The sequence below is a fragment of the Duganella kummerowiae genome, assembly GCF_053572355.1.
In genome coordinates, this window is the sequence record NZ_JBKFEH010000005.1 from 77,632 (window position 1) to 104,102 (window position 26,471).

Consider the following 26,471-nt stretch of genomic DNA (forward strand, 5'->3'; position numbering starts at 1 on the left):
CCCGCCTACCAGCGTGAAGGAGGTATCCAGCCAATAACAAGAACGAAGAGTTGATATGTCTGGATACGCTACCCGGGATTTGATCCCGCAGCGGCGCCTGGCTGCACGCCATTGCCGCACCCCCTTGCTGGTCCGTACCAGCCTTCTCCGCACCACCCTGGCCTGCGCCATCTCCACCCTGTTCCTGGCCCCCGCATGTGCCGAGCAAAACGCCAGCGCCGCCCCGGTCACGCAAATCCTGCAGCAGGTCGATGTGACCGGGCAGGCCGAACCCGGCACCGCCACCACTATCAGCGGCGAGGAACTGGAGCGCGCCAACAGCATGAAGGACGTGGTGCGCAACCAGCCGCTGGTGTCCGCGCCCGGCACCGCCGCCGGCGCCACCCGCAACCGCAGCAGCTTCGACCGTTCCGGCACCACCGGCTACAACATCCGCGGCATCGAAGGCAACCGGGTCGGCCTGGATGTGGATGGCGTGGAAATGCCGGACGCCACCAGCCGTCCCTACGTGAGCCGGGCCGGCGCCAACACCTTCGGCGTGGGCCGCGACTTCATCGATCCCGAGATGTTCTCGGCAGTCGATATCCTGTCCGGCACCACCTCGGCCAGGCGCTCGGCCGGCGGCATAGGCGGCGCGGTCAGCTTCAGGACCAAGTCGGTCAGCGACTACCTGCGCGGCGACCAGGTCTCCTACGCCGGCGCCAAGGTGGGCTACGACTCGGCCGACCGCTCGTGGAACGAGAGCGTCACTGCCGCCGGCAAGAGCGCCAACCTGGACGGGTTGATCGCTTACTCGCGCCGCGATGGCCACGCCACCCGCAACAACAGCGATATCGTCGACAGCATGCCAGACGACTGGCACTCGGACGCCTTGCTGCTCAAGGGCGGCCTGCGCATCGACGCCGCCAACCGCCTGGAACTGTCGGCCGACCTGTACCGCCGCAAGAACGACACGGCATTCTTCGGCTGGGACACCACCAGCACCACCATCACGGAAAATTCGCGGCAGCACAGCGACACCCGGCGCAACACCGTGCAGTTGTCGCACCTGTGGACGCCCAACCAGTCCTGGCTGGACCAGGCCGACACCCGCCTGTACTTCCAGGGCACCGATACCGAGGACGTGACCGACACCACCACCCTGTCCACCCAGGCCACGGTCCACAATGTCTCCGAGAACAAGACCCGCAGCTGGGGCCTGTCCAGTGCCGGAGCCAAGCGCCTGGACCGTCACGCCTTGAGCTTCGGCATGAACGCCTCCACCCAGGACGTGGAACGGCCCTGGAACGTGCCGGGCTACATGAAGCCGCAGCCCGACACCACCACCGTGCGCGCCGGCCTGTTCGTACAGGATGACATCAGTTTCGACGTGGGCGGCCACCGTTTGGTGCTGATACCGGCCCTGCGTGCCGACTACGTCAGGATCAAGACGCGCGACCTGGCCAACTTCGTCTCCGGCGTGCTGACCCAGGCCGACGTGGAAAAGATGTATCCCACCACCTCCAACACCATCTGGAGCCCCAGCCTGGGCCTGAGCCATGACCTCACGCCGTCGCTGCTGGCGTATGCGCAGGTCAAACGCAGCGGGCGCGCGCCGACCGCCGGCGAGATGTTCGGCTCCTGGAACCTGGCCAGCAACTACCTGACCGGCAACCAATACGCCCTGATCGGCAACCAGCATCTGAAAGAGGAAACCAGCGACGCCTTCGAAGCCGGCCTGAAAGGCAAGCCGGCGCCTGGCGTGACCCTGAACACCTCGCTGTTCTACACCAGGTACAAGGACTTCATCGCTTACACCCGCTACACGCGCGCGCTGTATCCCAGCCTGTTCACCAATGTGCCGGCGCACATCGGCACCATCTACCAGGCCGAGAACCGCGACGACGCCAAAATCTATGGCCTGGAACTGAGCGCACGCCTTGACCACGGGCAGTGGAGTCCCGGCGCCAAAGGCTGGTATTCGACCTGGGCCCTGGGCCTGAGCCGTGGCAGCTCCAAGTCCCGCTACGCCGGCGACAAGGACGTGCCGCTCGATTCCGTACTGCCGCGCAAGGCCATCATAGGCGCCGGCTACGATGCGCCGCTCAAGGCCTGGGGGCTCAATTTGAGCGGCATCTTCGTCGCCAGCAAGCAGGCGGTGGCGACCAACCGCGACGCCTACAACAACTCCGGGACCGACCTCACGGATGCCACCACGGCGCTGTTCCGCGTGCCCGGCTATGCGTCGTTCGACCTGGCCAGCTACTGGCGCATCAATCAGAACCTGCGCCTGGATGTAGGTATCTACAACCTGGGCGACAAGCGCTACTGGGATTATTCCAGCGCCCGCAACCTGCAGCCGTCCGTCGCCCGCGACCGGCGCGACATCGAGCTGCTGACCGAACCTGGCCGCACGGCGGCGGTGTCGCTGAACCTGGCGTTCTGACTTTTCCACTCTCCACACACAAGGGACTACACATGAAAACACTGAAACTCTCGATGGCAGCGATGCTGGCCTTGATGACGGCAGCCGGCGCGTCGGCAGCGGCCGACGGCCCGGTGGCGCCTGCAGGCGGCCACAGCCTGGCCGCCTTCATCGGCGGCTACGACGCCAACCGCGATGGTGTGGTGACGCGCGAGGAATACGACACGGTGCGCAAGCAGCGCTTCATGACGGCCGACGTCAATCGCGACGGCTGGCTGAGCGAGGATGAATACGTGGCCGAATTCGAAGGCCGCCTGAAACAGCAGTACGCCGGCCGCGCGCCGGACGAGAGTTACGCCAACTCGATCAAGCAGGCCCACGTGCGCTTCAAGATCCTGGATACCGACCATGACGGCAAGCTGACGGTGGCGGAAGAAAACGCCATCGCCGATAAAACCTTCAGGAACAACGACACCAATGGCGACGGCAAGGTCGACAAGGCCGACAAGGCCGATGGAGCCAAGTCGTGAAGCGCATCTGCTTGTTCGCGGCGACCTGCCTGGTGATGCTGTCGGCAAGGGCGCATACGCCCTTCCTGCTGCCCAGCAGCTTCGATGTCCAGCCCAAGGAAGTGATCAGCGTCGACGCCGGCTTCACCGAGAAATTCTTCGTGTCGGACGTGGCGTTTGGGGAGACCGCGTTCACCATCGTCACCCCGGAAGGCGAGCGCATTGCGTTTGGCGATATCCGCCAGTTCAAGCAGCGCACCGTCGCCGAGCAACAGCTGCCGGATCAGAAGGGCACCTATCGCCTCAGCACCGGCCCGCGCCTGGGCGCCGTGTTCCGCACCTGGGAATACAAAGGCAAGACCGAGACCGCGCGCGATCCGCAGCAAGTGATGCCGGCCGGCGCCAAGCTGCTGAGCCACTACCAGTCGCTGTCGGTGTCGGAAGCCTATGTCACGGCAGGCAAGCCGTCGGCCAAGGCGTTGGCGCCGACCGGCAAGGGCCTGGAAATCGTGCCGGTCACGCATCCCAGCGATTTGTTCGTGAACGAGAAGTTCGACTTCATCGTGCAGTACGACGGCAAGCCGCTGGCCAGCCAGAAGGTCAGCGTTTACCGCTCGCCCATGGATCTGGCCAGCCAGAGCACGGTGCAGCAGCTGTCCACCGACGCGGACGGCAAAGTCGCCTTGCCGCTGGCGAAAGCGGGCATCTACCTGGCGCTGGTACGCTACCAGGCGCCAGCCCCGGCCGGCGCCGCCGCGCCCATGTACGGGAACAATTACACGTTGACGTTCCGTGTCCTGGATCAGTGATCAGCACACCTGCACCTTGCCGTGACGATCCTGGCTGCCGGAGGCTGCAAGCCTGCCTTCGCTTTCATGCACAGTGTGAGGAGTGCGCCTCAACGCCCCTGATTTTGCCTGCAGGCGAAATCAGCGGGCGCCAGCGGCGCGTCCTTCAAGCGCAGCTGCAAGCGCGCCACGGGGATCGCGTAACGCGGACGCACGCCATCGGCGTCAACCCGGTAAAAGGCAGCATATTGCTCGGCCCAGCGGCTTTGGTATTCCTCGCGTGTGATAGCCAGGTCGGCGGCGAAATCGCCATAGTCGATTTCCTCCATCATCTCGGCTGCCCAGCAAGGCAGCCAAAAAATAGGGCCGCTCTGTACGACCAGATGGTACTGGCCATTGCGGCTTTGTATCACAGGCCAGAACCTGTAACGCACCATTTCCAGCGCCGTCCCGTTTGAGTTGAGCAGCATCAGCCTTGCAGGCTCGGTGGCGCCGACCTTGAAGGCGCCCCAATGACTGCCCGTCACCGCATAAAATTCATCCCCTATTTCCGCTCCCGCCACGTGTTCGAGCACGCGTGCCTTGAACCAGGTCGGTGGTGGATTCAGGCAAAAGGATACCGTGTAACTGCCGTCGCCGTTGGGGCCTGATTTCGGGCACTCGTACCGAGCCAGGTAGTCGGTGGCGACGACTTCCGCCACCACCAGGGTCAAGCGGCCGGAATCCTCATCGAACTTGGCGTAGCTTGTTGGCACTTCCCGCGCAAATGGCGACGCTGCCTGCGCGGATGAGACGGCAAGCATGGCGGCCAGCGAAATCAATCGTGTGAAAGCAAACATGGATGTATACCTCGAACATAAGTTGCGCAAGCTGGAAGATGACTAGTCCGTGGCGCATCGTGCGGGTTGATGGCATGGGCCCAATATAAAGCCCGCTTCGGGGTGGACGCCTGCTAAACCAAGGCCAGTGTAGGGCCAGGGTTGCTCAGTTTGCAAGTCAATTATTGCGGCGCATGTGGAAGCGCTCGAAGTGAGGCGCGATTTGCGCCGCCAGTCCGGCGCCCGGATAGCCCGCCATGGCGCTCGCCGACAGCGCCTTGTCCCGGCAGCCGATGGCGCGGAATTCCTGCAGGACGTAGTTGCGCACGCCCATGGAGCGTAATTCATACGCCAATTCCAGCAGTACGGCGGGCGGCAGCAGGGCCGGATGCACCGTGGTGCGGCATTCATATGCCACGCTGCTGGCCAGCAGGGCGCGAAGGCTGGAGCGGGCCGCGTCGCCGCTGCCAGCAACGCCGGTCACGTCGGCATAGCGCGCGAACGGCGCCTTGACGTCGAAGCCTACCCAGTCCAGCAGCGGCAATACCTCGCGCAAGCGCTGCGGATAGATGCCGGCCGTTTCCAGGCCGGTCCTGTAGCCCAGCGCCCGCACCTCGGCCACGGCTTGCGCCAGGGCCGGGTCCACGGTCGGTTCGCCGCCGCAGAACACCACCGCGTCCAGCAGCCCGACGCGCTTGCGCAAGGTGGACAGCAGCGCTTCCCACGACAGCGCCGGCTCGCGCGTGCGCGGCTGCAGCTGCGGATTGTGGCAGTAGCCGCAGCGCCACGGGCAGCCCTGCACGAACACCACCGCCGACAGCAGGGCGGGATATTCGGCGGCGCTGAACGGCGTCCAGCCGCCTATGTTCAGGGGCGCGGCGCCCATATCACTGCCGGGGCCGGCCGGGTTGGGCGGCCTGCTCGCGGAAGAACCTGCGCTCGCGGTACTCGCCCTGCTTGCCGATGTTGAACGAGGATACAGGCCGGTGGTAGCCCATCACCCGGGTCCAGATCTCGCAGGGCTGGCGTTCGGCGTCCTCCAGCACGATGGTGTCAAGCTTGGTGTTCATGGCATTTCCTTTTCAGTGGCGGCGAGGCGGGCCTGCTTGCGGGCGATCAGCTCCGCGTCGCACTTGGGACAAAACGCATGGCTGCCATTCAGGTAGCCATGGCGCGGACAAATGGAAAACGTGGGCGTGACCGTGATGTAGGGCAGGCCGTAGCGGCTCAGCGCGCGCCGCACCAGGCTGCGGCAGGCGGTCGCGCTGGAGAGCGCCTCGGTCATGTACAGGTGCAGCACGGTGCCGCCCGTGTATTTGCGCTGCAGCTCGTCCTGCAGCTCCAGCGCTTCGAAGGGATCGTCGGTGTAGCCGGCCGGGAGCTGGGACGAGTTGGTGTAATAGGGCGTTTCCGGCGTGCCGGCCTGCAGGATGTCCGGATAGCGCTTGCGGTCTTCCTTGGCGAAGCGGTAGGTGGTGCCCTCGGCCGGCGTCGCTTCTAGGTTTTACATATGGCCGGTCCCGGCCTGGAACTCGATCATGCGCGCCCGGACATGGTCCAGCAAGCGCAGCGCCAGCGCGCGGCCCGCGCCCTCGGCCACGCTGGCGCCGGGCTGGAAGTTGCGCACCATCTCGTGGACGCCGTTCACGCCCAGCGTCGAGAAGTGATTGCGCAGCGTGCCCAGGTAGCGCCGGGTGTAGGGGAACAGCCCGGCGTCCATGTGGCGCTGGATGGCCGCGCGCTTGAGTTCCAGGCTGTCGCGGCCCAGTTCCAGCAAACGGTCCAGGGCCGCGAACAGGCCGGCCTCGTCGCCCCGGTGCAGATAGCCGAGGCGCGCGCAGTTGATGGTCACCACGCCCAGCGAGCCGGTCTGCTCGGCCGAGCCAAACAGGCCGTTGCCGCGCTTGAGCAGCTCGCGCAGGTCCAGCTGCAGGCGGCAGCACATGGACCGTATCATGTTGGGCTTGAGCTCGGAGTTGATGAAGTTCTGGAAGTAGGGCAGGCCGTAGCGCGCCGTCATCTCGAACAGGCGTTCCGCGTTGGTACTGTCCCAGTCGAAGTCCGGCCCGATGTTGTAGGTTGGGATGGGGAAGGTGAAGGCGCGCCCCTTGGCATCGCCCGCCATCATGACGTCGATGTAGGCGCGGTTGATCATGTCCATTTCGGCCTGCAGCTCGCCGTAGCTGAAAGGCATTTCGCGGCCGCCGATATGCGGAACCTGCTGGCGCAGGTCGTCCGGACAGACCCAGTCGAAGGTGAGGTTGGTAAATGGCGTCTGCGTGCCCCAGCGCGATGGCACGTTGAGGTTGTAGACCAGCTCCTGCATGCACTGGCGCACGGCGGCGTAATCCAGGCCATCCTTGCGCACGTAGGGCGCCAAATAGGTATCGAAGGAACTGAAGGCTTGCGCGCCGGCCCATTCGTTCTGCAGCGTGCCGAGGAAGTTGACGATCTGCCCCACGGCGCTGGACAAATGCAGCGGCGGCCCCGATTCGACCTTGCCCGGTACCCCGTTCAATCCTTCGTTGAGCAGGGTGCGCAGCGACCAGCCGGCGCAATAGCCGGCCAGCATGTCGAGGTCGTGGATGTGCAGGTCGGCCTCGCGGTGTGCGCGTCCCACCGCCGGTGGATACACGTGATCGAGCCAGTAGTTGGCGATCACCTTGCCGGCCACGTTGAGTATCAAGCCGCCCAGCGAATAGCCCTGGTTGGCGTTGGCGTTCACACGCCAGTCGCGCCGTTCCAGGTATTCGTCCATGGTGGCGGCGACATCGATGCGGCGGGGGTGCTGTTCCATGTTTGCTCCCTTATCTAGTGGTTTTGGGGAGAATATTGACTAGATATGGTGTGGTCAACTGAGGGTGCGAAATCCTTGATCTGGATTGTCCTTGGCGGCCGGTGTAGTCCTTCCGGGCTAGCCGGCCTATCCGTCATGCCGATGGTCGCGGCCAGCGCGCGCACGTAACCTGACACCGTCCCATAGTCAGGAGAAAAGCTGTGTCAAATAACAAGGCGGTGCGGGTGCTGGCCAGCAGCACGGTGTCGTTCACGATCTGCTTCGCGATCTGGATGATGTTCGCCGTGCTGGGCATCCCCATCAAGAAAATGCTGGGTTTGAATGAAACGGAATTCGGCCTGCTGGCCGCGATGCCGGTGCTGAGCGGATCGCTGGTGCGGGTCCCGCTGGGCATCTGGAGCGACAGGTTCGGCGGCCGCATCGTGTTCTTCCTGCTGATGCTGGCCACGGTGCCGGCCATCTGGCTGGTGGGTGTAGCTACCCAGTTCTGGCAGTTCCTGGTCCTGGGCCTGCTGATCGGCCTGGCGGGCGGCTCGTTCTCGGTTGGCACGCCCTATGTGGCGCGCTGGTTCCCGCCGCAGCGGCGCGGCCTGGCCATGGGCATCTTCGGCGCCGGCAATTCCGGTTCGGCCCTGACCAAGTTCGTGGCGCCGGCCATCATCGCCGCCTGGGGCTGGCAGGCGCTGCCCACCGTGTACGCGGCCGCCATGCTGGTGACGGCGCTGCTGTTCTGGGTGTGTTCCGCCACCGATCCGTCGCACCAGGGCGGCGCCACCGTCACCTTTGCCCAGCAGATGAAGGTGCTCAAGGACCGCCGCGTGTGGCGCTACTGCCAATACTACTCGGTGGTGTTCGGCGGCTATGTCGCCCTGGCGCTGTGGATGACCAAATACTACGTGGGTGAATACGGTTTCGACCTGCGCCTGGCCGCGCTGCTGGCGGCCTGCTTCTCGCTGCCGGGCGGCGTGCTGCGCGCGCTGGGCGGCTGGATCTCGGACCGTTACGGCGCCTACAAGGTGACCTGGTGGGTGATGTGGGTGTGCTGGGTGTGCTTCTTCCTGCTGTCCTATCCGCCCACGGCCATGACCATCAAGACCACCCATGGCGACCTGCAGCTGCAGCTGGCGCTGTCGCCCACGCTGTTTACCGTGCTGCTGTTCGTGGTCGGCACCGCGATGGCGGTCGGCAAGGCCTCTGTCTTCAAATTCATTGCGGACGATTTCAGCGACAACATCGGTGCCGTCTCGGGCGTGGTCGGCCTGGCCGGCGGCCTGGGCGGCTTCATCCTGCCCATCCTGTTCGGCGCGCTGCTGGACCTGACCGGCGTGCGCTCCAGCGCTTTCATGCTGCTGTATGGCGCCGTCTGCGTGTCGCTGGTGTGGATGCATTACTCGTTCCGTCCCGCCGCCGTATCAATTTCAAGGAGAGCAGCATGAGCAAATACCTGATCAGCACCTGGGAGCCGGAGAGCCCGGCGTTCTGGCGCGACGGCGGCAGCACTACCGCCAACCGCAACCTGTGGATTTCGATACCCGCGCTGGCGCTGGCCTTCGCGATCTGGATGGTGTGGAGCGTGGTGGTGGTGAACCTGCCCGCCATCGGCTTCAAGTACAGCACCAACCAGCTGTTCTGGCTGACGGCGCTGCCGGGCCTGTCCGGCGCCACGCTGCGCATTTTTTACTCGTTCATGGTGCCGATCTTCGGCGGCCGCAAGTGGACCACCATCTCGACCGCTTCGCTGCTGATACCGGCCGTGGGCATCGGCTACGCGGTGCAGGACACCGGCACCGGCTATCCCACCATGCTGGTGCTGGCGCTGCTGTGCGGCTTCGGCGGCGGCAATTTCGCCTCGTCCATGGCCAACATCAGCTTCTTTTTCCCCAAGGCGCAGAAGGGCTATGCGCTGGGCATGAACGCCGGCCTGGGCAACCTGGGCGTGTCGGCGGTGCAGTTCGTGGTGCCGCTGGTGATCACGGCCGGCGTGTTCGGCGCCCTGGGCGGCGAGGCCCAGACCGCCGTCAAGGCCGGCCACGGTACGCCCATGTGGCTGCAGAACGCCGGCTTCATCTGGGTGCCCTTCATCGTCGTCAGCAGCCTGCTGGCGTGGTTCGGCATGAACGACCTGGCCTCGGCCAAGGCCTCCTTCGCCGAGCAGGCGGTGATCTTCAAGCGCAAGCACAACTGGCTGATGTGCTGGCTGTACACCGGCACCTTCGGCTCCTTCATCGGCTATTCGGCCGCGTTTCCGCTGCTGATCAAGACCATGTTCCCGGACGTGAACCCGCTGCAGTACGCCTACCTTGGTCCACTGGTGGGCGCGCTGGCGCGCGTGGCCGGCGGCGTGATCGCCGACAAGCTGGGCGGCGCCCGCGTCACCTTGTGGACCTTTGCCGCCATGATCGCCGCCGTCTACGGCGTGATCGTGTTCCTGCCGCATGGCGAGGCGGCCGGCAGCTTCCAGGGTTTCTTCTGGATGTTCATGGCGCTGTTTGCCGGCACCGGCATCGGCAATGCCTCGACCTTCCGCATGATACCGGTGATCTTCCTGACCGAGCACCAGCGCGCCGCCGCCGGCCAGCCGCCCGCCGTGCAGCAGCAGGCCGTGGTCGAAGCCAACAAGGAAGCGGCCGCCGTGCTGGGCTTCACCTCGGCGGTGGCGGCCTATGGCGCCTTCTTCATCCCCAAGAGCTACGGCACCTCGATCGCCATGACCGGCAGCCCGGATGCGGCGCTGTGGTGCTTCATCGGCTTCTACGCCAGCTGCATCGCCATGACCTGGTGGTGCTACGCGCGCCGCAACGCGCCCATGCCGTGCTGACGCCATGGACAAGGGCAAGATCAAGGTGCAGGCCTTCCTGGCGCGGGTACCGCTGTTCGCGTCCATGGGCCGGCAGGAGCTGGACCGCATGGCGCTCGGGACCACCGAGCTGCGGGTGGCGCGCGGCGAGCTGATCTTCCAGCGCGGCGATCCCTGCGTCGGCTTTCACCAGGTGGTGTTCGGGCAGGTCAAGCTGTCCTTCACCTCGCAGGGCGGGGTGGAGAAGGTGATAGAGCTGATCGGCCCGGGCCAGAGCTTCGGCGAAGCGCTGATGTTCATGGACAGTCCCTATATCGTTACCGCCCAGGCCATGGAGGACAGTTTGCTGCTGCATGTCGCCAAGCCCGCCATCTACGGCGAACTACAGCGCGACCCGGGTTTCGCCTGCCGCATGCTGGCCGGCCTGAGCCAGCGCATGCACAGCCTGATGTGCGACATGGAGGCGTATTCGCTACGCAGCGGCACCCAGCGCGTGGCGGGCTACCTGTTGCGCGAACTGGCCGCGCCGGGAGACAGCCAGCTGACGCTGCCGGTGACCAAGGCGGTGCTGGCCTCGCGTCTGAACCTGACCCCCGAACATTTCTCGCGCATCCTGCACGACCTGAGCGCGCAGCGCTTGATTGCCTTCAAGGGCCGCCGCATCGACATCCTGGATGCCGATGCGCTGCGCGCCTGCGCCAACTGAGTGACCCACTGAGTGACCGACATGGAAGACATCGAAAAATTCATCCGCGGCTTCAGCCGCTTCCAGCAGCAGTATTTCAGCGAGGGCCGCAATGTCTACGACAGCCTGCGCGGCGGCCAGCGGCCGGCCACGCTGCTGATAGGCTGCTGTGATTCGCGCGTCGATCCGGCCTTGCTGACCGGCTCCGATCCGGGCGATATCTTCATGGTGAGGAATATCGCCAACCTGGTGCCGCCGTGCACGCCGGATGCGTCGGCCGGCGTCAGCTCGGCCATCGAGTTCGCCGTGTGCGAACTGGAGGTGGCGCGCGTGATCGTGCTGGGCCATGCGCGCTGCGGCGGCATACGGGCCCTGATGGCGCCGCGTGCAGCGGCGCGCGAGACCGATTTCGTCGGCAAGTGGATGCGCATCGCGGAGCCGGTGGCGCAGCGCGTGCGGCGCGAGCTGGCACGCCGCGCCAGCAGCGAGCAGCATCACGCCTGCGAGCTGGCCAGCATCCTGCTGTCGCTGGACAACCTGCTGACCTATCCCTGGCTGAAGCGCCGCGTGGATGAGGGCAAGCTCAAGCTGCACGGCTGGTACTTTGACATGGAACGCGGCGCGCTGCTGGCCTACTCGCCGCGCCAGCAGCAGTTTTTACCTCTCGTCTGCCCGTTGCCGCGCTGAGCTGGCGTCGGCGTCTGCATCGGCGTCGGCGTCGCTATTGTCCTCATCCCTGGCATTCAAGCCGAAACGGTCCCACCCGGGACCGAACAGTTCCACCGGATGCTGGGTGCGGTCGGAGCCATTCCCGCAGGCCATGGCGTCTGCCGCGCAATAGCGGTCGCAGCCCCAGCAGATCAGCTCCGGACGGGACGGGTTCACAGGAAAGCGCTTGGCCATGGCGCCGCCTCAGGCATGGCGCAGCAGGTCGCCGCTGCGGTCGAAGGCCAGCATGCGCTCCATCTGCCCCATGCGGATGGCTTGTACCAGCGCATGCAGGCCATCCTCGGTCTGGCGCGCATCCGGCAGCCGTCCGCCGCTGCCGGACAGGGTGCTGACCAGCACCACGTCCCAGTGCGGGCCCATGGCTTGCGCTTCTTCCACCAGGCGCGGAAAGGTGTCCAGCTCGCCCACCTGCTTGTCCACGCACATCACGGGCACCAGCGTGGTGCGGCCGGCGCCGCCGCCCGGTTCCAGTTCGGCCTGGGCGAAGGCCAGCAGCAGGCGCTGGGGCTGCGCTTGCAAGGCGGCGGCCACCAGCAAGTCCTCGAAAGTTGCAATGTTCATTGACGTCCTCCTCAAATACCACCATGTATACCGCGCCGCGCGGCGCCTGCCCATCGTCAGGAATGACTAGGCGGACTAGTTCTTCCGCAGCTGCGCGCAGCCGTTATTTCATGATGCAAGTCATGGCTGCCGCCATCCGTAGGACGGGACAATGCCTGCAAACCGTAGAGCGAGGAACAGCATGAATCAGGAGTGTCAATTCGGCCTCACCGGCCAGGCGCTGATGGTACTGGCCGGCCTGGTGGCCGCCGTGGCGCTGGGGCCGCGCCAGGCCCATCCGCCACAGCAGGGTGCGGCAGCCGGCGCGGCGCAATGCGAGGCGCTGTCCATCTTCCAGAGCGGGGCCGTGGTGGCGCAGGTACGCTACGAAAGCGGCCAGATCCTGTGCTACCGCAGCCTGGATGCGCTGCTGGCCCAGCTGCGCGGCCAGGAGCATCCCGGCATGGTGCGCGCGGTGCACGTGCTGGACGGCCAGGGCCGCTGGCGCATGGCGCGCCTGGACGGCGGCAATGGCAGGCTAGTCATTCTGGACTAGCGGCCCTAGTTCATCCCCCGTTGCGCGGCCGCCTTCTTGCCGATTCCCACATGCTGCCGCGCTCCGTAGACTGATCCCATCGTCGAATGAGGAGGTAGCATGAGTCATTTTCTGGATCGCCTGAAGTTCTTCAACCATACCAAGTCCACCTTCTCGGACGGCCATGGCGCCGTCGTCAACGAGGACCGCACCTGGGAAAACGCCTACCGCCAGCGCTGGCAGCACGACAAGATCGTGCGTTCCACGCACGGCGTGAACTGCACCGGCTCCTGCAGCTGGAAGGTATATGTGAAAAACGGCCTGATCACCTGGGAAACCCAGCAGACCGATTATCCGCGCACCCGCCCGGACCTGCCCAACCACGAACCGCGCGGCTGCCCGCGCGGCGCCAGCTATTCCTGGTATGTGTATTCGGCCCAGCGCGTTAAATACCCCATGGTGCGCGGCCGCCTGATGGAGATGTGGCGCGAGGCGCGCAAGACCATGGACCCGGTGACGGCCTGGGATTACGTGAGCCAGGACCCCGGGCGCGCCGCCCGCTACAAGTCGGTGCGCGGCCTGGGAGGCTTCGTGCGTGCCAGCTGGGACGAATGCAATGAGATGATCGCCGCCGCCAATGCGCTCACCATCAAGAAGTACGGACCGGACCGCATCGTCGGCTTCTCGCCGATACCGGCCATGTCCATGGTCAGCTATGCGGCCGGCACACGCTACCTGTCGCTGATCGGCGGCGTGGCGCTCAGCTTCTACGACTGGTATTGCGACCTGCCGCCGGCCAGCCCGCAGGTGTGGGGCGAGCAGACCGACGTGCCGGAATCGGCCGACTGGTACAACTCGACCTACCTGATGGTGTGGGGTTCCAACGTGCCGATGACGCGCACCCCGGACGCCCACTTCTACACCGAAGTGCGCTACAAGGGCACCAAGACGGTGGCGGTGTCGTCCGACTTCGGCGAGATGGCCAAGTTCGGCGACATCTGGCTGGCGCCCAGGCAGGGCACCGACGCCGCGCTGGCCATGGCCATGGGCCATGTGATCCTGACCGAATACCACAAGGACGGCCAGTCGGCCTACTTCAAGCAATACGCCAAGCAGTACACCGACTTTCCCATGCTGGTGCTGCTCAGGGAGCAGAACGGCGTGCTGGCGCCGGAATACTTTCTGCGTGCCTCTCACCTGGCCAACAACCTGGACGAAGCCAACAACCCGGACTGGAAAACCCTGGTGATCGATGAGGACAGCGGCCGCATCGTGGCGCCGGCCGGCTCGATCGGCTTCCGCTGGGGCGAGTCCGGCAAATGGAACCTGGAGATGAAGGAGGGCGGCAATGGCGCCCCGGTCGACCCGCAGCTGTCGCTGCTGGGCCGCGCCGACGAGGTACTGCCGGTCGGCTTCCCCTATTTTGGCGGCAAGGACGCCTGCGACATGCTGCTGCGCCATGTGCCGGTCAAGCGCCTGGTGCTGGCCGACGGCAGCAGCGCGCTGGTGGCCACCGTGTTCGACCTGACCATGGCCAACTACGGCGTGGACCGGGGCCTGGGCGGCGCCAACGTGGCCGCCAGCTACCAGGACGATGTGCCGTACACGCCGGCCTGGCAGGAAAAGCACACCGGCGTCAAGGCCGCCGACGTCATCACCGTGGCGCGCCAGTTCGCCGAAAACGCCGACCGCACGCGCGGCAAGAGCATGGTGATCGTGGGCGCCGCCCTGAATCACTGGTATCACATGGACATGACCTACCGCGGCATCATCAACATGCTGATGATGTGCGGCTGCATAGGCCAGTCCGGCGGCGGCTGGGCGCACTACGTGGGCCAGGAAAAGCTGCGCCCGCAGACCGGCTGGACCCCGCTGGCCTTCGCCCAGGACTGGAACCGTCCGATGCGCCAGATGAACGGCACTTCCTTCTTCTACAACCATACCAGCCAGTGGCGCCACGAGAAGTTGCACACCGGGGAAATCGCCTCGCCGCTGGCCGGCGCCGACGTCGCTCCCATGACGCTGCTGGACTATAACGCCAAGGCCGAGCGCCTGGGCTGGCTGCCATCCGCGCCGCAGCTGCAGACCAATCCGCTGGAGGTGACGCGGGCCGCCGCCGCCGCCGGCCTCAAGCCGGTCGATTACGCGGTCCAGCAAATCAAACAGGGCAGCCTGGGCTTCTCCTGCGACGACCCGGATAACCCGGCCAACTTCCCGCGCAATATGTTCGTGTGGCGTTCCAACATCCTGGGCAGCTCGGGCAAGGGCCATGAATACTTCCTCAAGTATTTGCTGGGCACCCAGAACGCCTTGATGAGCGATGAGAACAACTGCATCAAGCCGCGCGACGTCAAGGTGCGTCCGGCCGCCGAGGGCAAGCTGGACCTGCTGGTGGTGCTGGACTTCCGCATGTCCACCACCTGCCTGTATGGCGACATCGTGCTGCCCACCGCCACCTGGTACGAGAAGGATGACCTCAACACCTCGGACATGCACCCCTTCATCCACCCCTTGTCGGAAGCCGTGCAGCCGCTGTGGCAATCGCGCTCGGACTGGGAGATTTACAAGGGCATCGCCAGGAAGTTCGAGGAGATCGGCGGCGCCTGTCTGGGCCAGCAGCAGGACCTGGTGCTGACGCCGCTGATGCACGACACCCCGGGTGAACTGGGGCAGCCTTTCGATCCCAAGGACTGGCGCGCCGGCGAGTGCGAACCCATTCCCGGCAAGACCATGCCCAACTTCACGGTGGTGGAGCGCGACTACACCAGGATCTACCAGAAATACACCTCGATCGGCCCGCTGCTGGAGCAGATCGGCAACGGCGGCAAGGGCATCAGCTGGAAGACCGGCCACGAGGTCGAGATCCTGCGCGGCATCAACCGCACCGTGACCGCGCCCGGCATCGCCCAGGGCCAGCCGCGCCTGGACACGGCCATCGACGCCGCCGAGATGATCTTGTCGCTGGCGCCCGAAACCAACGGCCACGTGGCGGTCAAGGCCTGGGAGGCGCTGTCCAGGATCACGGGCCGCGACCACACCCACCTGGCGCTGCCGCGCGAGCATGACAGCATCCGCTTCCGCGACGTGCAGGCGCAGCCGCGCAAGATCATCTCGTCGCCGACCTGGTCCGGCCTGGAATCGGAGGAAGTCAGCTACAACGCCTGCTACACCAACGTGCATGAACTGATCCCATGGCGCACCCTGACCGGCCGCCAGCAGTTCTACCAGGATCACCGCTGGATGCGCGACTTCGGCGAAGGCTTGTGCGTCTATAAGCCGGCCATCAACACCCGCACCACCACGGCCATGCTGGGCGCCAAGCCAAACGGCAACAAGGAACTCGCGCTGAACTTCATCACCCCGCACCAGAAATGGGGCATCCACTCGACCTACTCGGACAACCTGCGCATGCTGACCCTGTCGCGCGGCGGGCCGCACGTGTGGCTCTCGGAGGATGACGCCAGGGAGGCCGGCATCGTGGACAACGACTGGATCGAGGTGTTCAACGTGAACGGCACCCTGACCGCGCGCGCCATCGTCAGCCAGCGCGTGCCGGTGGGGATGACGCTGATGTACCACGCCCAGGAAAAGATCATCAACGTGCCGGGTTCCGAGCAGTCCGGCAAGCGCGGCGGCATCCACAACTCGGTGACGCGCGCCGTGACCAAGCCGACCCACATGATAGGCGGCTACGCCCAGCTGTCGTGGGGCTTCAACTACTACGGCACGGTGGGCTCCAACCGCGATGAATTCGTATTGGTGCGCAAGATGAACAAGGTGGATTGGCTGGAAGGCCCCCTGAATCAAGAACGGAGCTAAAACATGAAAATCAGAGCGCAAATCGGCATGGTGCTGAACCTGGACAAGTGCATAGGCTGCCATACCTGCTCGGTCACCTGCAAGAACGTGTGGACCAGCCGCGATGGCGTCGAATACGCCTGGTTCAACAACGTCGAGACCAAGCCCGGCATCGGCTATCCCAAGCACTGGGAGGACCAGGAGCGCTGGAATGGCGGCTGGCGCCGCACCGCCAGCGGCAAGATCGAACCGCGCCAGGGCAGCCGCCTCAAAATACTGTCGCAGATCTTCGCCAATCCCAACCTGCCGCAGATCGACGAATATTACGAGCCCTTCACCTACGACTACGAGCGCCTGCAGCACGCGCCGCTGTCGCAGACGCCGCCCACCGCGCGTCCCATCTCCGTCATCACCGGCAAGAAGATGGACAAGATCGAGTGGGGCCCCAATTGGGAGGATGACCTGGGCGGCGAATTCGCCCAGCGCAGCCAGGACCAGCTGTTCGAGAACGTGCAGAAGGAAATGTACGGCACCTTCGAGAACACTTTCATGATGTACCTGCCGCGCCTGTGCGAGCATTGTTTGAACCCCGCCTGCGTGGCGTCCTGCCCGTCCGGCTCCGTGTACAAGCGCGAGGACGACGGCATCGTGCTGATCGACCAGGACAAGTGCCGCGGCTGGCGCATGTGCATCTCCGGCTGCCCGTACAAGAAGATCTATTACAACTGGTCTTCCGGCAAGGCCGAGAAGTGCACCTTCTGCTACCCCCGCATCGAGGCCGGCCAGCCCACGGTGTGCTCGGAAACCTGCGTGGGCCGCATCCGCTACCTGGGCGTGCTGCTGTACGACGCCGACAAGATCGAAGCGGCGGCCTCGGTGGCCGATCCGCGCGACCTGTACCCTTCGCAGCTGGACCTGTTCCTGGACCCGCACGACCCCGCCGTGATCGAGGAAGCGCGGCGCCAGGGCATACCCGAGGCCTGGCTGGAATCGGCCAAGCGCTCGCCGGTGTACAAGATGGCGGTCGAATGGAAGGTGGCGTTCCCGTTGCATCCGGAATACCGCACCCTGCCCATGGTGTGGTACATCCCGCCGCTGTCGCCTATCCAGGCTGCCGCCGAATCCGGCCGCATGGGCCGCAACGGCATCCTGCCGGACACCGCCAGCCTGCGCATTCCGCTGCAGTACCTGGCCAACCTGCTGACCGCCGGCGACCAGCCGCCCGTGATCCGCGCGCTGGACCGCATGCTGGCCATGCGCGCCTACATGCGCAGCAAGAGCGTGGAGGGCAAGCCGGACCTGGACGTGCTGGCCCAGGTCGGCCTGTCCCCGGAGATGGTGGAAGACATGTACCACATCATGGCCATCGCCAATTACGAGGACCGCTTCGTCATCCCCAGCAGCCACAAGGAGATAGCCGAGGACAGCTTCAACGAGAAGGGCAGCTGCGGTTTCAGCTTCGGCAACGGCTGCTCGGACGGCGTCAGCGACGCCAGCCTGTTCGGCAAGCGCAAGCACGGCTCGGAAATCTTCATGATGATGCCCAAGTCACGTAAAAAGAAGGAGAACGCAGATGCCTGATCCCACCATGCAAGGCTACCGGGTGCTGTCCGCGCTGCTGCTGTACCCGGAGCAGGAACTGGTGGCCGAACAGGCCGCCCTCAACCAGCTGCTGCTGGAGACGCTGCCCGAGTGGCACGCCGCGCTGCAGGAGCTGTTCGCCCATATCGGCACCGCGGCGCTGATCGAGCAGCAGCAGGAATATGTGCTGACCTTCGACCGCAACCCCTCGCACTCGCTGCACCTGTTCGAGCATATCCACGGCGAGTCGCGCGACCGCGGCCAGGCCATGGTGGACCTGATGGGCGAGTACGCGCGCCACGGCCTGCAGATGGTGGGAGACGACCTGCCGGACTACGTGCCGCTGTTCCTGGAATTCCTGTCGCAGCGCACGCCGCAGGAGGCCGCGCCGCTGCTGGGCGACGCCATCCACGTGCTGGCCCATATCGGCCGCAAGCTGCGCGCCAGCGGCAGCCCGTACGCCTGCGTGTTCGAACTGCTGCAGACCCTGACGCCGGTGCAGGCCGAGGAACTGAGCGGCCCGCCGGTGCGCGACATGGACGAGGCGCTGGAAACCTTCGGCCCCGGCGCCGACGGCGCCGAGCCGCTGCTCAAGACCATGCCGGGCGGCGTACAGCCAATTAATTTCTACCCCAAGGCGGCCGCGCCGCAGCCTCACTGATGGAGAGCGCCATGAACTACCTGCATCAATTCCTGTTCGGGATCTATCCCTATATCGCGCTGGCGATCTTCCTGCTCGGCAGCCTGGTCCGCTTTGACCGCGAGCAGTACAGCTGGAAGTCGGAATCCAGCCAGACGCTCAACAGCGGCATGCTGCGCCTGGGCAGCCCGCTGTTCCACATCGGCGTGCTGGGGCTGTTCTTCGGCCATGCGGCCGGCCTGCTCACTCCGGTGTGGGTGTGGGATGCGCTGGGCGTTGCGCACGGCACCAAGCAGCTGGTGGCCATGGTGGCCGGCGGCGTGATGGGCAGCCTGTGCCTGGTCGGCCTGCTGATGCTGCTGGGCCGCCGCCTGAGCAATGAGCGGGTGCGCGCCCGCACCACCTTCCGCGACCGCCTGGTGCTGGTGTGGTTGCTGGCCACGCTGCTGCTTGGCCTGTCGTCGATCTTCGTCTCGGCCGGCCACATGGACGGCCACATGATGGTGCTGCTGATGGGCTGGGCCCAGCACATTGTCACCTTCCGTGCCGACGCCGCCGCCCTGATCGAAGAAGCGCCGCTGGTGTTCAAGCTGCACCTGTTCATGGGCATGTCGCTGTTCGCGATCTTCCCGTTCACCCGCCTGGTGCATGTGTGGAGCGGCTTCGGCGCGCTGGCCTACCTGTCGCGCGCCTGGCAACTGGTGCGCACGCGCTGAAAGGAGAGAAGCATGGGAATCGCAGTCAACGGGATAGCCATTGACGACAGCGCCATTGCGGCGGAAATCGGCCACCACCAGGGCGCGGACAACCCGCTGCTCGCGGCGGTGCATGAAGTGGTGCTGCGCCAGCTGCTGCTGCAGGAGGCGGCCCGGCTGGGCATCGCGGCCGGCGACGAGGATGAACGCATCGAGGCGCTGTTCGGGCAGGAGGTTGTGGTGCCGCTGGCCGACGACGCAGCCTGCCGCCGCTACTACGAGAGCCATGCGCAGCGCTTCCGCAGCGGCGACCTGGTGGAAGCGCGCCATATCCTGTTCCAGGTGACGCCGGCGGCGCCGCTGGAACTGCTGCGCGGGACGGCGCAGCTGGTGTTGGCCGAGCTGCAGGCCAGGCCGCAGCGCTTTGCCGAGCTGGCCCGGGAGTACTCCAACTGCCCATCCGGCGCCGTCGGCGGCAGCTTGGGCCAGCTGGGTCGCGGCCAGTGCGTGCCGGAATTCGACGACCTGCTGTTCCGCCTGCAGCCCGGCGAGCTGCATGGGCGCCTGCTGGAAACCCGCTACGGCCTGCACATCGTGCAGGTGGAGCGCCGCATCGAGGGCGTACTGGCGCCATACGAGGCGGTCAGGGCGGGCATCGCCGAGCACCTGCGTTTGCAGTGCTGGCAGCGCGCCTTGCACCAGTACCTGCACCTGCTGGCGGGGCGCGCGGCCATCGAGGGCGTCGAGCTGGAGGGCGCCGCCAGCCCCCTGGTTCAATGAACAACTAGTCATAAAGAACTAGACATGCTACGCCGTCGGGCGCAGTGCCAGCGGAAATGCATATCGCTACAATGGCGGCATGTCCCATGAAAGGAGTGCATCATGCTACGCGACCGGTTTGGCCGCACGGTGGAGTACCTGCGGGTGTCGGTCACGGATCGCTGCGACCTGCGCTGCGGCTACTGCATGCCGCGCGGCTTCAAGGGCTATGAGGAACCGGACGACTGGCTGACCTTCGGCGAGATCGAGCGCGTGGTGGGCGTGTTCGCCCGCCTGGGCACGCGGCGGGTGCGCCTGACCGGCGGCGAACCGCTGACCCGGCGCCACATTCCGCAACTGGCGGCCCGCCTGCGGGCGCTGCCGGGCGTGGGCGATTTGTCCTTGTCGACCAACGGCACCCGCCTGGTGCGCCATGCCCGGGCGCTGCGCGAGGCCGGCGTCTCGCGCGTGAACGTCAGCCTGGACTCGCTGGACCGCGAATGCATGGCCGGCATCACCGGGCGCGACTGCCTGCCTGCCGGCCGTGCTGGAAGGGCTGCGGGCCGCCAGGGAGGCCGGGCTGGCGCCGGTCAAGGTCAATATGGTGGCCTTGCGCGGCGTGAACGAGGACGAAATCGAGGCCATGGCCGCCTTTTGCATCGAACAGCAATTCGTGCTGCGCCTGATCGAGGTCATGCCCATGGGCGAGACCGGCCGCAACACCGCCTACCTGGATTTGGGGCCGGTGCAGCAGCGGCTGGCCGAGCGCTTCGGCCTGCGCCAGGCCGCAGTGGAACTGGGCGGCGGGCCGGCGCGCTACTGGAGCACGGCCGACGGCCGCGCCAGCATAGGGTATATCACGCCCCTGTCGCAGCATTTTTGCGCCACCTGCAACCGCGTGCGGCTGTCGGTGGACGGCACCCTCTACCTGTGCCTGGGCCAGGAGCAGCAAGCTCCGCTGCGGCCGCTGCTGCGCGGCGGCGCCAGCGACGCCGAGCTGGAACAGGCCATACGCGCGGCCATCGAACTGAAACCCATGCAGCACGATTTCGGCCGCCAGCCGCAGAAAATCGTGCGCTTCATGTCGCAGACCGGCGGCTGACGCCGGACGCCGCCGTGTATACTTTGGCTTCGTAAGCTCACCGGGAAACATCATGTCCAACTTCGCCGCCTCCGGGCGCCAAACGCTGTGTTGAAATCGGCCCTGTTCGCGGGCTGGCACCGGCTGTCCACGCGCATCGTCGGGCTGCTGGTCGGCTTTCTGGCGGTGGCGATGGCGGTGATCTGCGCCACCCTGCTGCTGTCCTGGCAGCTGGAGGGCAGCGCGGCCGCCATCAACGTGGCGGGCAGCCTGCGCATGGAAAGCTACCGCCTCGGCATGCTGGCCGGGCAGCTGGATGGGGGAATCGATGCGGCGCGCCTGCTGGCGCGCCAGCTGGAACGCATCGATGGCACGCTGGCGCTGCTGCAGCGCGGCGACCCTCAGCGGCCCTTGCTGCTGCCGCCGGTGCAGCCTATCCGCACCGCGTTCGAGGGCGTGCAGCGCCACTGGCAGGACGCGCTGGCGCCGCAGGCGCGCGCGCTGATCAATGGCGGGCCGCTGCGGCAGGAACAGGTGCGCGCCGTGCAGCAGCGCAGCGAGGCCTTCGTGCTGCAGGTCGAGCAGCTGGTGCAGCGCATAGAACACGACAGCGAGAACCGCACCTTCTGGCTGCGCGCCTCGCAGCTCCTGCTGCTGGCCCTGGCGATGGCGGGTACGGTCAGCATCATCTATCTGCTGTTCGGCATGATCGTGGCGCCGGTCACACGCATGCAGGCCGGACTGGAGCGCATGCGCGAGCAGGACTTCAGCGTGCGCCTGCCGGTCGACAGCCAGGATGAATTCGGCCTGCTGGCGCGCGGCTTCAACCAGATGGCCGACAAGCTGAAGGACTCCTACGCCAACCTGGAACAGCGCGTCAGCGACAAGACCGCCGAGCTGGAACAGCAAAACCGCGAACTGGCGCTGCTGTACGGCTGCGCCGCCTTCCTGCAGCAGCCGCGCTCGGCGGAAGCCATGTGCGAGGGCTTCCTGAGCCGTATCAGCGAGTACTTCCATGCCGATGGCGGTTCGGTGCGCATCCTCGATCCCAACCGCGACAACCTGCACATGCTGGTCCACCATGGCATCTCGGAACAGCTGGTCGAGACCGAGCGCTGCCTGAAAGTGGGCGAGTGCCTGTGCGGCGAAGCGGTGGAGAGCAAGCTGGCCGTGATCCACGACCTGCGCCGCATGGAGCGCCGCCATACCTTGCAGTGCCACCGCGAGGGCTTCTCCACCGTATCGATCTTCCATATCTTCGCGCAGCGCCAGCACCTGGGCTTCTTCAACCTGCATTTCCGCACGCCCACCGGCTTTACCGCCGCGCAGACGGCGCTGCTGGAAACCCTGGGGCAATTGCTGGGCACCGCCATCGAGAACCAGCGCCTGCAGGGCAGGGAGCGCGAGCTTGCCATCTCGGAGGAGCGCAACCTGGTGGCGCAAGGACTGCATGACAGCATCGCCCAGGGCCTGAATTTCCTCAACCTGCAGGTGCAGATGCTGGAGCAGTCGCTGCGCAGCGCCAACCTGGACGAGGTGCGCGACATCGTGCCGGCCCTGCGCGCCGGGGTGGACGAAAGCTACCAGGATGTGCGCGAACTGCTGCACAATTTCCGTACCCGCCTGCAGGAGGGCAATCTGCTGTCTTCGCTGCAGGCGGTGGTGGAGAAGTTCCAGCGCCAAAGCGGCATCACGGTGGACATAGAGGCCGATGGCGAGGGCGCGCCGTTCCCGCGCGAGCATCAGCTGCAGCTGCTGTTCATCGTGCAGGAAGCGCTGTCCAATGTGCGCAAGCACGCCAACGCCAAGCGGGTCTGGCTGCGGCTGGAGGATGGTCCTGATTTCACCCTCAGCATCCGCGACGACGGCGCCGGCTTCGATCCGGATTCGCTGTCCAAGCTGAGCGAATCGCACGTGGGGGTGCACATCATGCGCGAACGTGCGCAGCGCATCGGCGCCCACCTGCACCTGAGCGGCGCGCCGGGCGCCGGCGCCGAAGTGCTGCTGCACCTGCCGCGCGAGCATCGCCGCGCGGCCTGAATCGTATCGAAAGGCAAACCGACATGGAACAAGACACCAAACCGATCAGCGTGCTGCTGGTGGACGACCACACCCTGTTTCGCAGCGGGATACGCTCGCTGCTGCAGCGCCATCCGGACTTCTCCGTGGTGGGCGAGGCGGCCGATGGTGTGGAGGGCATCAAGCGCGCCCAGCAGCTGCAGCCGCAGGTGGTGCTGCTGGACCTGAACATGCCCGGCATGTCGGGCCTGGAGACCTTGCAGCTGATGCGCCAGGATAGTCCGGACAGCGCCATCGTGATGCTGACCGTGTCCGAGGATGCGGACGACCTGGCCACCGCGCTGCGCGCTGGCGCCAGTGGCTACCTGCTGAAGAATATCGACACCGACTACCTGACGCGCGCCATCCGCCGCGCCGCCGCCGGTGAAACCGTGGTGGCGGAAGCGATGACGGCCAAGCTGGTGGCCCAGCTGCAGTCGGGCGTGGTGCCGCCAACCTCCTCGGACCTGGACCGCCTGACGCCGCGCGAGCGCGAGATACTGGACTGCCTGGCGCGCGGCGAGAGCAACAAGACCATCGCCCGCGACCTGGAGCTGGCCGAGAGCACGGTCAAGATCCACGTGCAGAATGTGCTGAAGAAGCTCAAGCTGAGCAGCCGCGTGCAGGCTGCCGTGTATGCGGTCGAGCACCGCATGCAGCGCGGCGCCTGAGCTTCCTGGCCATTTCAGCCACCCTCACGCAGCTGCGGTTTTCTTGATCCATCTTATGCCTGGCGCAAGCCGGCCTTCACAGCCGCCGCCACGGCGCGCAGAATGCGTAGGCAACCTAAAGGAAAGACGATCATGAGCCTGCTGCACATCGACGAACCGGCGCACCGCACCGGCCGCCACCACCCGGTCTGGGGCCTGGGCTTCCGCCCGTTCTACCTGGTCTCGGCGCTGTTCGCGGCGCTGGCCATCCCCTTGTGGATGGCGCGCTACCTGGGCTGGCTGCCGGACGGGGTCCTGGCGGCGCGGGTGGGCTTCCTGTGGCATATGCACGAGATGGTGTTCGGCTTCGCGGTGGGCGTGGTGGTCGGCTTCCTGTACACGGCGGCCTATAACTGGACCGGCTTGTGGACGCCGGTGCGCGGCCACCTGGCGGCGCTGGTGGGCCTGTGGCTGCTGGGCCGCTTGGCGCAGTTGCTGCTGCCGGCGCTGCCGGCGGCCGCGATCGACGCCGCCTTCCTGCCGGCGGCCGCCTGGCCGCTGTGGCGCGTGCTGCAGCGCTCCGGCAACCGCCGCAACTACTTCCTGGCCGGGCTGCTGGCCCTGCTGGCGCTGCTGAACCTGGCCTTCCACGCCATTGCGCTGGGCTGGCTGGCGTGGCCGCCGGCCGCCCCGGTGCAGGCGGCGGTGCTGGTGATCGTGATGATGGAGTCGGCCATCGGCACCCGCATCCTGCCCATGTTTACCCGCAACGGTGCGCCCGGCACGGCGCCGCTGGTGCAGCCGCGCCTGGACCGCGCCTCGCTGGCCCTGCTGGTGGCGGCCTCGCTGGGCTGGGTGGCGGCGCTGCCGGCCTGGCTGTATGCGCCGCTGGCGCTGGCCGCCGCCGCACTGGTGCTGCTGCGCCTGTGGCGCTGGCAGGCGCTGCGCACCGCGCGCGTGCCGCTGCTGTGGATACTGCATGTGTCCTACGCCTGGATCGCGGCAGGCTTTGTGCTGCTGGCGCTGGCGCGCTTCAACCTGGTGAGCGCCAGCGCCGCCTTCCATGCGCTGACGGTGGGGTCGATGGCCGGCCTCATCATGGGCATGATCACGCGCACCACGCTGGGCCATACCGGGCGCCGGCTGCTGGCCGGACGTGCGGAATTGGCCATGTTCGTGCTGATACAGCTCAGCGCCGTGGCGCGCGTGCTGTCGGCGCTGGGCGCCGAAACGCCCTCCGCCCTGGTGCTGCTGATCGCCGCCGTCTGCTGGTGCGCCGCCTTTGCGCTGTACGCGGCGGTGTACTTGCCTTACCTCACCTCGGCCCGCGTCGATGGCAAGCAGGGCTAGTCCAGGTAGCGGGCGAAAATGCGCTGCACGGTGCCGTCCTGGCGCATGGCGTGCAGCTGGCGGTCGAATGCCGCCACCGTGGCGGGGGCCACGCTGGCCGGGTTGAACATGATGTGGCTGCTGACCGATTCGATCGGCGGCCCGATCACCTTGACGTTGGCGCTGGCGCCCATCCGGCGCACGATGGAGTCGCCGGCCGCGCGGCTGCACACGATCAGCTGCACGCGGCCGGCGATCAGCTTGCGGAAATTCGCTTCATGGCTGTTGGAGATGTCCTTGTAGGCGGCGGGCAGGGTTTTGGCGTAGGCGTCGAAACGGCTGCCATAGGAATTGGATTCCACCACCCCGATCAGCACCGGCCCCAGCTTTGCCAAGTCGCCATTGAAGCTCAGGCTGCTGTTGCTGGCGGCATACAGCACGTATTCCTGGTACAGCAGCGGTTCTTTCGAAAAGATGAAATGGGCGGCGCGCTGCGGCGTGACCTTGAGCGTGAAGATGCCGTCGGCCTGGCCCAGCTCCACCAGCCGCAGGGCGCGCTGGAATGGATAGACCGTGATCTCCGCAGCGATTCCGGCGCGCCGGAACGCCTCGCGCACGGTGTCCACCACCGGGCCCGGACCGGCGGCTGCGGCGGCGCCGGACAGCATGTAAGGCGGGTAGTCGAAAGTGGCCAGGCGCACGGCCTGCGGCCATGCCGCCGGGAGGCAGCAGAGGCAGAGCGCAAGGGCTGCGATGGTGCGTAACAGTGGTATCAAGCGCCCTCCCTGTAGTCGGCACTTCCCTGGCTATCCAATTCGTAATGATACCGTCATCTTGCGATCAGGTGGGGCTCATTAGAATGGCGCCGCCAGTCCGGTGGGCTGGCCTGACCCGCATACCGAGAGGCTCACTTGAAGATGACAACCGCTGTCCTGGCCTGCTGGCTGGGCGTAGTCCTGGGCGGATGCGCCGCCGAACGCGGTGCGCCGCTGGATTGGGAGCATGGCGCCCGCCGCGCCAGCGTGGTGGAGCGCTATGACGCCGCCACCCCGCGCGAGCGGCTGCCGGCCTGCCTGGCCGCGCTGCCGCCAGCCGAGCTGTCCCGCTACGCGCGCCTGCGCTACCGCGACGGCCGCCTGCTGCTGAGCGCCGTGGCCGAGCTGCCGGCCGGCGCCGATGCAGCGGGCGTCATGCTCGAACTGTATCCGGAAGACTGCGCCCAGGGCCGGCTGGCCCGTATCAGCCGCATCCTGCCGCCGGCTTCCTGAACCCTCCCAG

23 protein-coding genes and 2 pseudogenes are annotated in these 26,471 nt (G+C 66.2%); 18 read left to right on the top strand and 7 right to left on the bottom strand.

Annotated features, from left to right (window positions below):
• The first annotated feature begins 55 nt into the window (after nt 1–55).
• From ACLB1G_RS05050 to ACLB1G_RS05060, 3 genes are read left to right on the top strand one after another with little or no spacing between them, the layout of a single operon-like run.
• Nucleotides 56–2,425: a TonB-dependent hemoglobin/transferrin/lactoferrin family receptor gene (locus ACLB1G_RS05050; RefSeq protein ID WP_491626098.1), complete on the top strand. Its 2,370-nt coding sequence runs from the start codon at nt 56–58 to the stop codon at nt 2,423–2,425.
• A 32-nt stretch (nt 2,426–2,457) separates the two neighbouring features.
• Nucleotides 2,458–2,934 (top strand): EF-hand domain-containing protein, encoded by a 477-nt coding sequence (locus ACLB1G_RS05055; protein WP_491626099.1) that lies wholly within the window; start codon nt 2,458–2,460, stop codon nt 2,932–2,934.
• Nucleotides 2,931–3,722 (top strand): DUF4198 domain-containing protein, encoded by a 792-nt coding sequence (locus ACLB1G_RS05060; RefSeq protein ID WP_491626100.1) that lies wholly within the window; start codon nt 2,931–2,933, stop codon nt 3,720–3,722. The genes ACLB1G_RS05055 and ACLB1G_RS05060 overlap by 4 nt, the downstream gene beginning before the upstream one ends.
• Nucleotides 3,723–3,811: 89 nt before the next feature.
• Here ACLB1G_RS05060 and ACLB1G_RS05065 read toward each other — a convergent pair whose 3' ends face one another.
• The 4 genes and pseudogenes from ACLB1G_RS05065 to ACLB1G_RS05080 all read right to left on the bottom strand — a co-directional run bounded on the left by ACLB1G_RS05065 (nt 3,812) and on the right by ACLB1G_RS05080 (nt 7,316).
• Nucleotides 3,812–4,540 (bottom strand): hypothetical protein, encoded by a 729-nt coding sequence (locus ACLB1G_RS05065; protein ID WP_491626101.1) that lies wholly within the window; start codon nt 4,538–4,540, stop codon nt 3,812–3,814.
• A gap of 157 nt (nt 4,541–4,697) precedes the next feature.
• A complete protein-coding gene (locus ACLB1G_RS05070) occupies nt 4,698–5,405 on the bottom strand; it encodes an anaerobic ribonucleoside-triphosphate reductase activating protein (RefSeq protein ID WP_491626102.1) in 708 nt (235 codons plus the stop codon).
• A gap of 1 nt (nt 5,406) precedes the next feature.
• On the bottom strand, nt 5,407–5,589 hold the full coding sequence (gene nrdD, locus ACLB1G_RS05075) for an anaerobic ribonucleoside-triphosphate reductase (RefSeq protein WP_491626103.1): 183 nt from the start codon (nt 5,587–5,589) through the stop codon (nt 5,407–5,409).
• Nucleotides 5,586–7,316 (bottom strand): annotated as a pseudogene (locus ACLB1G_RS05080) (ribonucleoside triphosphate reductase). Before ACLB1G_RS05080 ends, nrdD begins: the two are co-directional and overlap by 4 nt.
• A 200-nt stretch (nt 7,317–7,516) precedes the next feature.
• Here ACLB1G_RS05080 and ACLB1G_RS05085 point away from each other — a divergent pair.
• From ACLB1G_RS05085 to ACLB1G_RS05100, 4 genes are read left to right on the top strand one after another with little or no spacing between them, the layout of a single operon-like run.
• Nucleotides 7,517–8,752, top strand: coding sequence for an MFS transporter (locus ACLB1G_RS05085; RefSeq protein ID WP_491626104.1), 1,236 nt, complete (start codon nt 7,517–7,519; stop codon nt 8,750–8,752).
• Nucleotides 8,749–10,134 carry a NarK family nitrate/nitrite MFS transporter gene (locus tag ACLB1G_RS05090; protein WP_491626105.1) on the top strand — a complete coding sequence of 462 codons (1,386 nt, stop codon included), beginning with the start codon at nt 8,749–8,751 and terminating at the stop codon, nt 10,132–10,134. Before ACLB1G_RS05085 ends, ACLB1G_RS05090 begins: the two co-directional genes overlap by 4 nt.
• Nucleotides 10,135–10,138: 4 nt before the next feature.
• Entirely contained in the window at nt 10,139–10,819 is a 681-nt protein-coding gene (locus ACLB1G_RS05095) for a Crp/Fnr family transcriptional regulator (RefSeq protein WP_491626106.1), read from the top strand.
• A 21-nt stretch (nt 10,820–10,840) separates the two neighbouring features.
• A complete protein-coding gene (locus ACLB1G_RS05100) occupies nt 10,841–11,485 on the top strand; it encodes a carbonic anhydrase (RefSeq protein ID WP_491626107.1) in 645 nt (214 codons plus the stop codon).
• Here the strand turns inward: ACLB1G_RS05100 and ACLB1G_RS05105 are convergent.
• Both ACLB1G_RS05105 and ACLB1G_RS05110 read right to left on the bottom strand, forming a co-directional pair.
• Nucleotides 11,456–11,701 carry a DUF3079 domain-containing protein gene (locus ACLB1G_RS05105; RefSeq protein WP_491626108.1) on the bottom strand — a complete coding sequence of 82 codons (246 nt, stop codon included), beginning with the start codon at nt 11,699–11,701 and terminating at the stop codon, nt 11,456–11,458. The two genes, ACLB1G_RS05100 and ACLB1G_RS05105, sit on opposite strands and share 30 nt — an antisense overlap.
• 9 nt (nt 11,702–11,710) lie before the next feature.
• Nucleotides 11,711–12,088, bottom strand: coding sequence for a hypothetical protein (locus ACLB1G_RS05110; protein ID WP_491626109.1), 378 nt, complete (start codon nt 12,086–12,088; stop codon nt 11,711–11,713).
• A gap of 181 nt (nt 12,089–12,269) precedes the next feature.
• On the opposite strand from ACLB1G_RS05110, the gene ACLB1G_RS05115 reads away from it, so the two are divergent.
• From ACLB1G_RS05115 to ACLB1G_RS05160, 10 genes and pseudogenes are all read left to right on the top strand, one after another.
• The gene (locus ACLB1G_RS05115; RefSeq protein ID WP_491626110.1) at nt 12,270–12,623 is read left to right on the top strand and encodes a hypothetical protein; all 354 of its coding nucleotides are present in this window, start codon (nt 12,270–12,272) and stop codon (nt 12,621–12,623) included.
• Nucleotides 12,624–12,722: 99 nt separating this feature from the next.
• On the top strand, nt 12,723–16,421 hold the full coding sequence (locus ACLB1G_RS05120) for a nitrate reductase subunit alpha (RefSeq protein WP_491626111.1): 3,699 nt from the start codon (nt 12,723–12,725) through the stop codon (nt 16,419–16,421).
• A 3-nt stretch (nt 16,422–16,424) separates the two neighbouring features.
• Nucleotides 16,425–17,981, top strand: a complete 1,557-nt coding sequence (narH, locus tag ACLB1G_RS05125; protein WP_491626112.1) for a nitrate reductase subunit beta — start codon at nt 16,425–16,427, stop codon at nt 17,979–17,981.
• Nucleotides 17,974–18,642 (top strand): nitrate reductase molybdenum cofactor assembly chaperone, encoded by a 669-nt coding sequence (narJ, locus tag ACLB1G_RS05130; protein ID WP_491626113.1) that lies wholly within the window; start codon nt 17,974–17,976, stop codon nt 18,640–18,642. Before narH ends, narJ begins: the two co-directional genes overlap by 8 nt.
• 11 nt (nt 18,643–18,653) lie before the next feature.
• On the top strand, nt 18,654–19,337 hold the full coding sequence (gene narI / locus ACLB1G_RS05135; protein WP_491626114.1) for a respiratory nitrate reductase subunit gamma: 684 nt from the start codon (nt 18,654–18,656) through the stop codon (nt 19,335–19,337).
• A 12-nt stretch (nt 19,338–19,349) separates the two neighbouring features.
• Nucleotides 19,350–20,096, top strand: a complete 747-nt coding sequence (locus tag ACLB1G_RS05140) for a peptidylprolyl isomerase (RefSeq protein WP_491626115.1) — start codon at nt 19,350–19,352, stop codon at nt 20,094–20,096.
• A 102-nt stretch (nt 20,097–20,198) separates the two neighbouring features.
• Nucleotides 20,199–21,177: pseudogene (gene moaA, locus ACLB1G_RS05145) on the top strand (GTP 3',8-cyclase MoaA).
• Between the two features lie 87 nt (nt 21,178–21,264).
• Nucleotides 21,265–23,196: a type IV pili methyl-accepting chemotaxis transducer N-terminal domain-containing protein gene (locus ACLB1G_RS05150; RefSeq protein WP_491626116.1), complete on the top strand. Its 1,932-nt coding sequence runs from the start codon at nt 21,265–21,267 to the stop codon at nt 23,194–23,196.
• 23 nt (nt 23,197–23,219) lie between these two features.
• The gene (gene narL / locus ACLB1G_RS05155; protein ID WP_491626117.1) at nt 23,220–23,885 is read left to right on the top strand and encodes a two-component system response regulator NarL; all 666 of its coding nucleotides are present in this window, start codon (nt 23,220–23,222) and stop codon (nt 23,883–23,885) included.
• A gap of 132 nt (nt 23,886–24,017) precedes the next feature.
• Nucleotides 24,018–25,214 carry an NnrS family protein gene (locus tag ACLB1G_RS05160; RefSeq protein WP_491626118.1) on the top strand — a complete coding sequence of 399 codons (1,197 nt, stop codon included), beginning with the start codon at nt 24,018–24,020 and terminating at the stop codon, nt 25,212–25,214.
• Here the strand turns inward: ACLB1G_RS05160 and ACLB1G_RS05165 are convergent.
• On the bottom strand, nt 25,211–25,969 hold the full coding sequence (locus ACLB1G_RS05165; RefSeq protein WP_491626119.1) for a substrate-binding periplasmic protein: 759 nt from the start codon (nt 25,967–25,969) through the stop codon (nt 25,211–25,213). The two genes, ACLB1G_RS05160 and ACLB1G_RS05165, sit on opposite strands and share 4 nt — an antisense overlap.
• A gap of 141 nt (nt 25,970–26,110) precedes the next feature.
• Here ACLB1G_RS05165 and ACLB1G_RS05170 point away from each other — a divergent pair, with 141 nt between their 5' ends.
• Complete coding sequence (locus tag ACLB1G_RS05170) at nt 26,111–26,461, top strand: hypothetical protein (protein ID WP_491626120.1); 351 nt, start codon at nt 26,111–26,113, stop codon at nt 26,459–26,461.
• Nucleotides 26,462–26,471: the final 10 nt, after the last annotated feature.

What these genes read in the sequence shown, in the direction of transcription:
- narH (WP_491626112.1), top strand. Translation starts at nt 16,425, where the DNA reads ATGAAAATCAGAGCGCAAATCGGCATGGTGCTGAACCTGGACAAGTGC.
- nrdD (WP_491626103.1), bottom strand. Translation starts at nt 5,589, where the DNA reads ATGAACACCAAGCTTGACACCATCGTGCTGGAGGACGCCGAACGCCAG.
- ACLB1G_RS05095 (WP_491626106.1), top strand. Translation starts at nt 10,139, where the DNA reads ATGGACAAGGGCAAGATCAAGGTGCAGGCCTTCCTGGCGCGGGTACCG.
- narJ (WP_491626113.1), top strand. Translation starts at nt 17,974, where the DNA reads ATGCCTGATCCCACCATGCAAGGCTACCGGGTGCTGTCCGCGCTGCTG.
- ACLB1G_RS05110 (WP_491626109.1), bottom strand. Translation starts at nt 12,088, where the DNA reads ATGAACATTGCAACTTTCGAGGACTTGCTGGTGGCCGCCGCCTTGCAA.
- ACLB1G_RS05065 (WP_491626101.1), bottom strand. Translation starts at nt 4,540, where the DNA reads ATGTTTGCTTTCACACGATTGATTTCGCTGGCCGCCATGCTTGCCGTC.
- ACLB1G_RS05105 (WP_491626108.1), bottom strand. Translation starts at nt 11,701, where the DNA reads ATGGCCAAGCGCTTTCCTGTGAACCCGTCCCGTCCGGAGCTGATCTGC.
- ACLB1G_RS05055 (WP_491626099.1), top strand. Translation starts at nt 2,458, where the DNA reads ATGAAAACACTGAAACTCTCGATGGCAGCGATGCTGGCCTTGATGACG.
- narI (WP_491626114.1), top strand. Translation starts at nt 18,654, where the DNA reads ATGAACTACCTGCATCAATTCCTGTTCGGGATCTATCCCTATATCGCG.
- ACLB1G_RS05070 (WP_491626102.1), bottom strand. Translation starts at nt 5,405, where the DNA reads ATGGGCGCCGCGCCCCTGAACATAGGCGGCTGGACGCCGTTCAGCGCC.
- ACLB1G_RS05120 (WP_491626111.1), top strand. Translation starts at nt 12,723, where the DNA reads ATGAGTCATTTTCTGGATCGCCTGAAGTTCTTCAACCATACCAAGTCC.
- ACLB1G_RS05160 (WP_491626118.1), top strand. Translation starts at nt 24,018, where the DNA reads ATGAGCCTGCTGCACATCGACGAACCGGCGCACCGCACCGGCCGCCAC.
- ACLB1G_RS05050 (WP_491626098.1), top strand. Translation starts at nt 56, where the DNA reads ATGTCTGGATACGCTACCCGGGATTTGATCCCGCAGCGGCGCCTGGCT.
- ACLB1G_RS05140 (WP_491626115.1), top strand. Translation starts at nt 19,350, where the DNA reads ATGGGAATCGCAGTCAACGGGATAGCCATTGACGACAGCGCCATTGCG.
- narL (WP_491626117.1), top strand. Translation starts at nt 23,220, where the DNA reads ATGGAACAAGACACCAAACCGATCAGCGTGCTGCTGGTGGACGACCAC.
- ACLB1G_RS05115 (WP_491626110.1), top strand. Translation starts at nt 12,270, where the DNA reads ATGAATCAGGAGTGTCAATTCGGCCTCACCGGCCAGGCGCTGATGGTA.
- ACLB1G_RS05170 (WP_491626120.1), top strand. Translation starts at nt 26,111, where the DNA reads ATGACAACCGCTGTCCTGGCCTGCTGGCTGGGCGTAGTCCTGGGCGGA.
- ACLB1G_RS05100 (WP_491626107.1), top strand. Translation starts at nt 10,841, where the DNA reads ATGGAAGACATCGAAAAATTCATCCGCGGCTTCAGCCGCTTCCAGCAG.
- ACLB1G_RS05090 (WP_491626105.1), top strand. Translation starts at nt 8,749, where the DNA reads ATGAGCAAATACCTGATCAGCACCTGGGAGCCGGAGAGCCCGGCGTTC.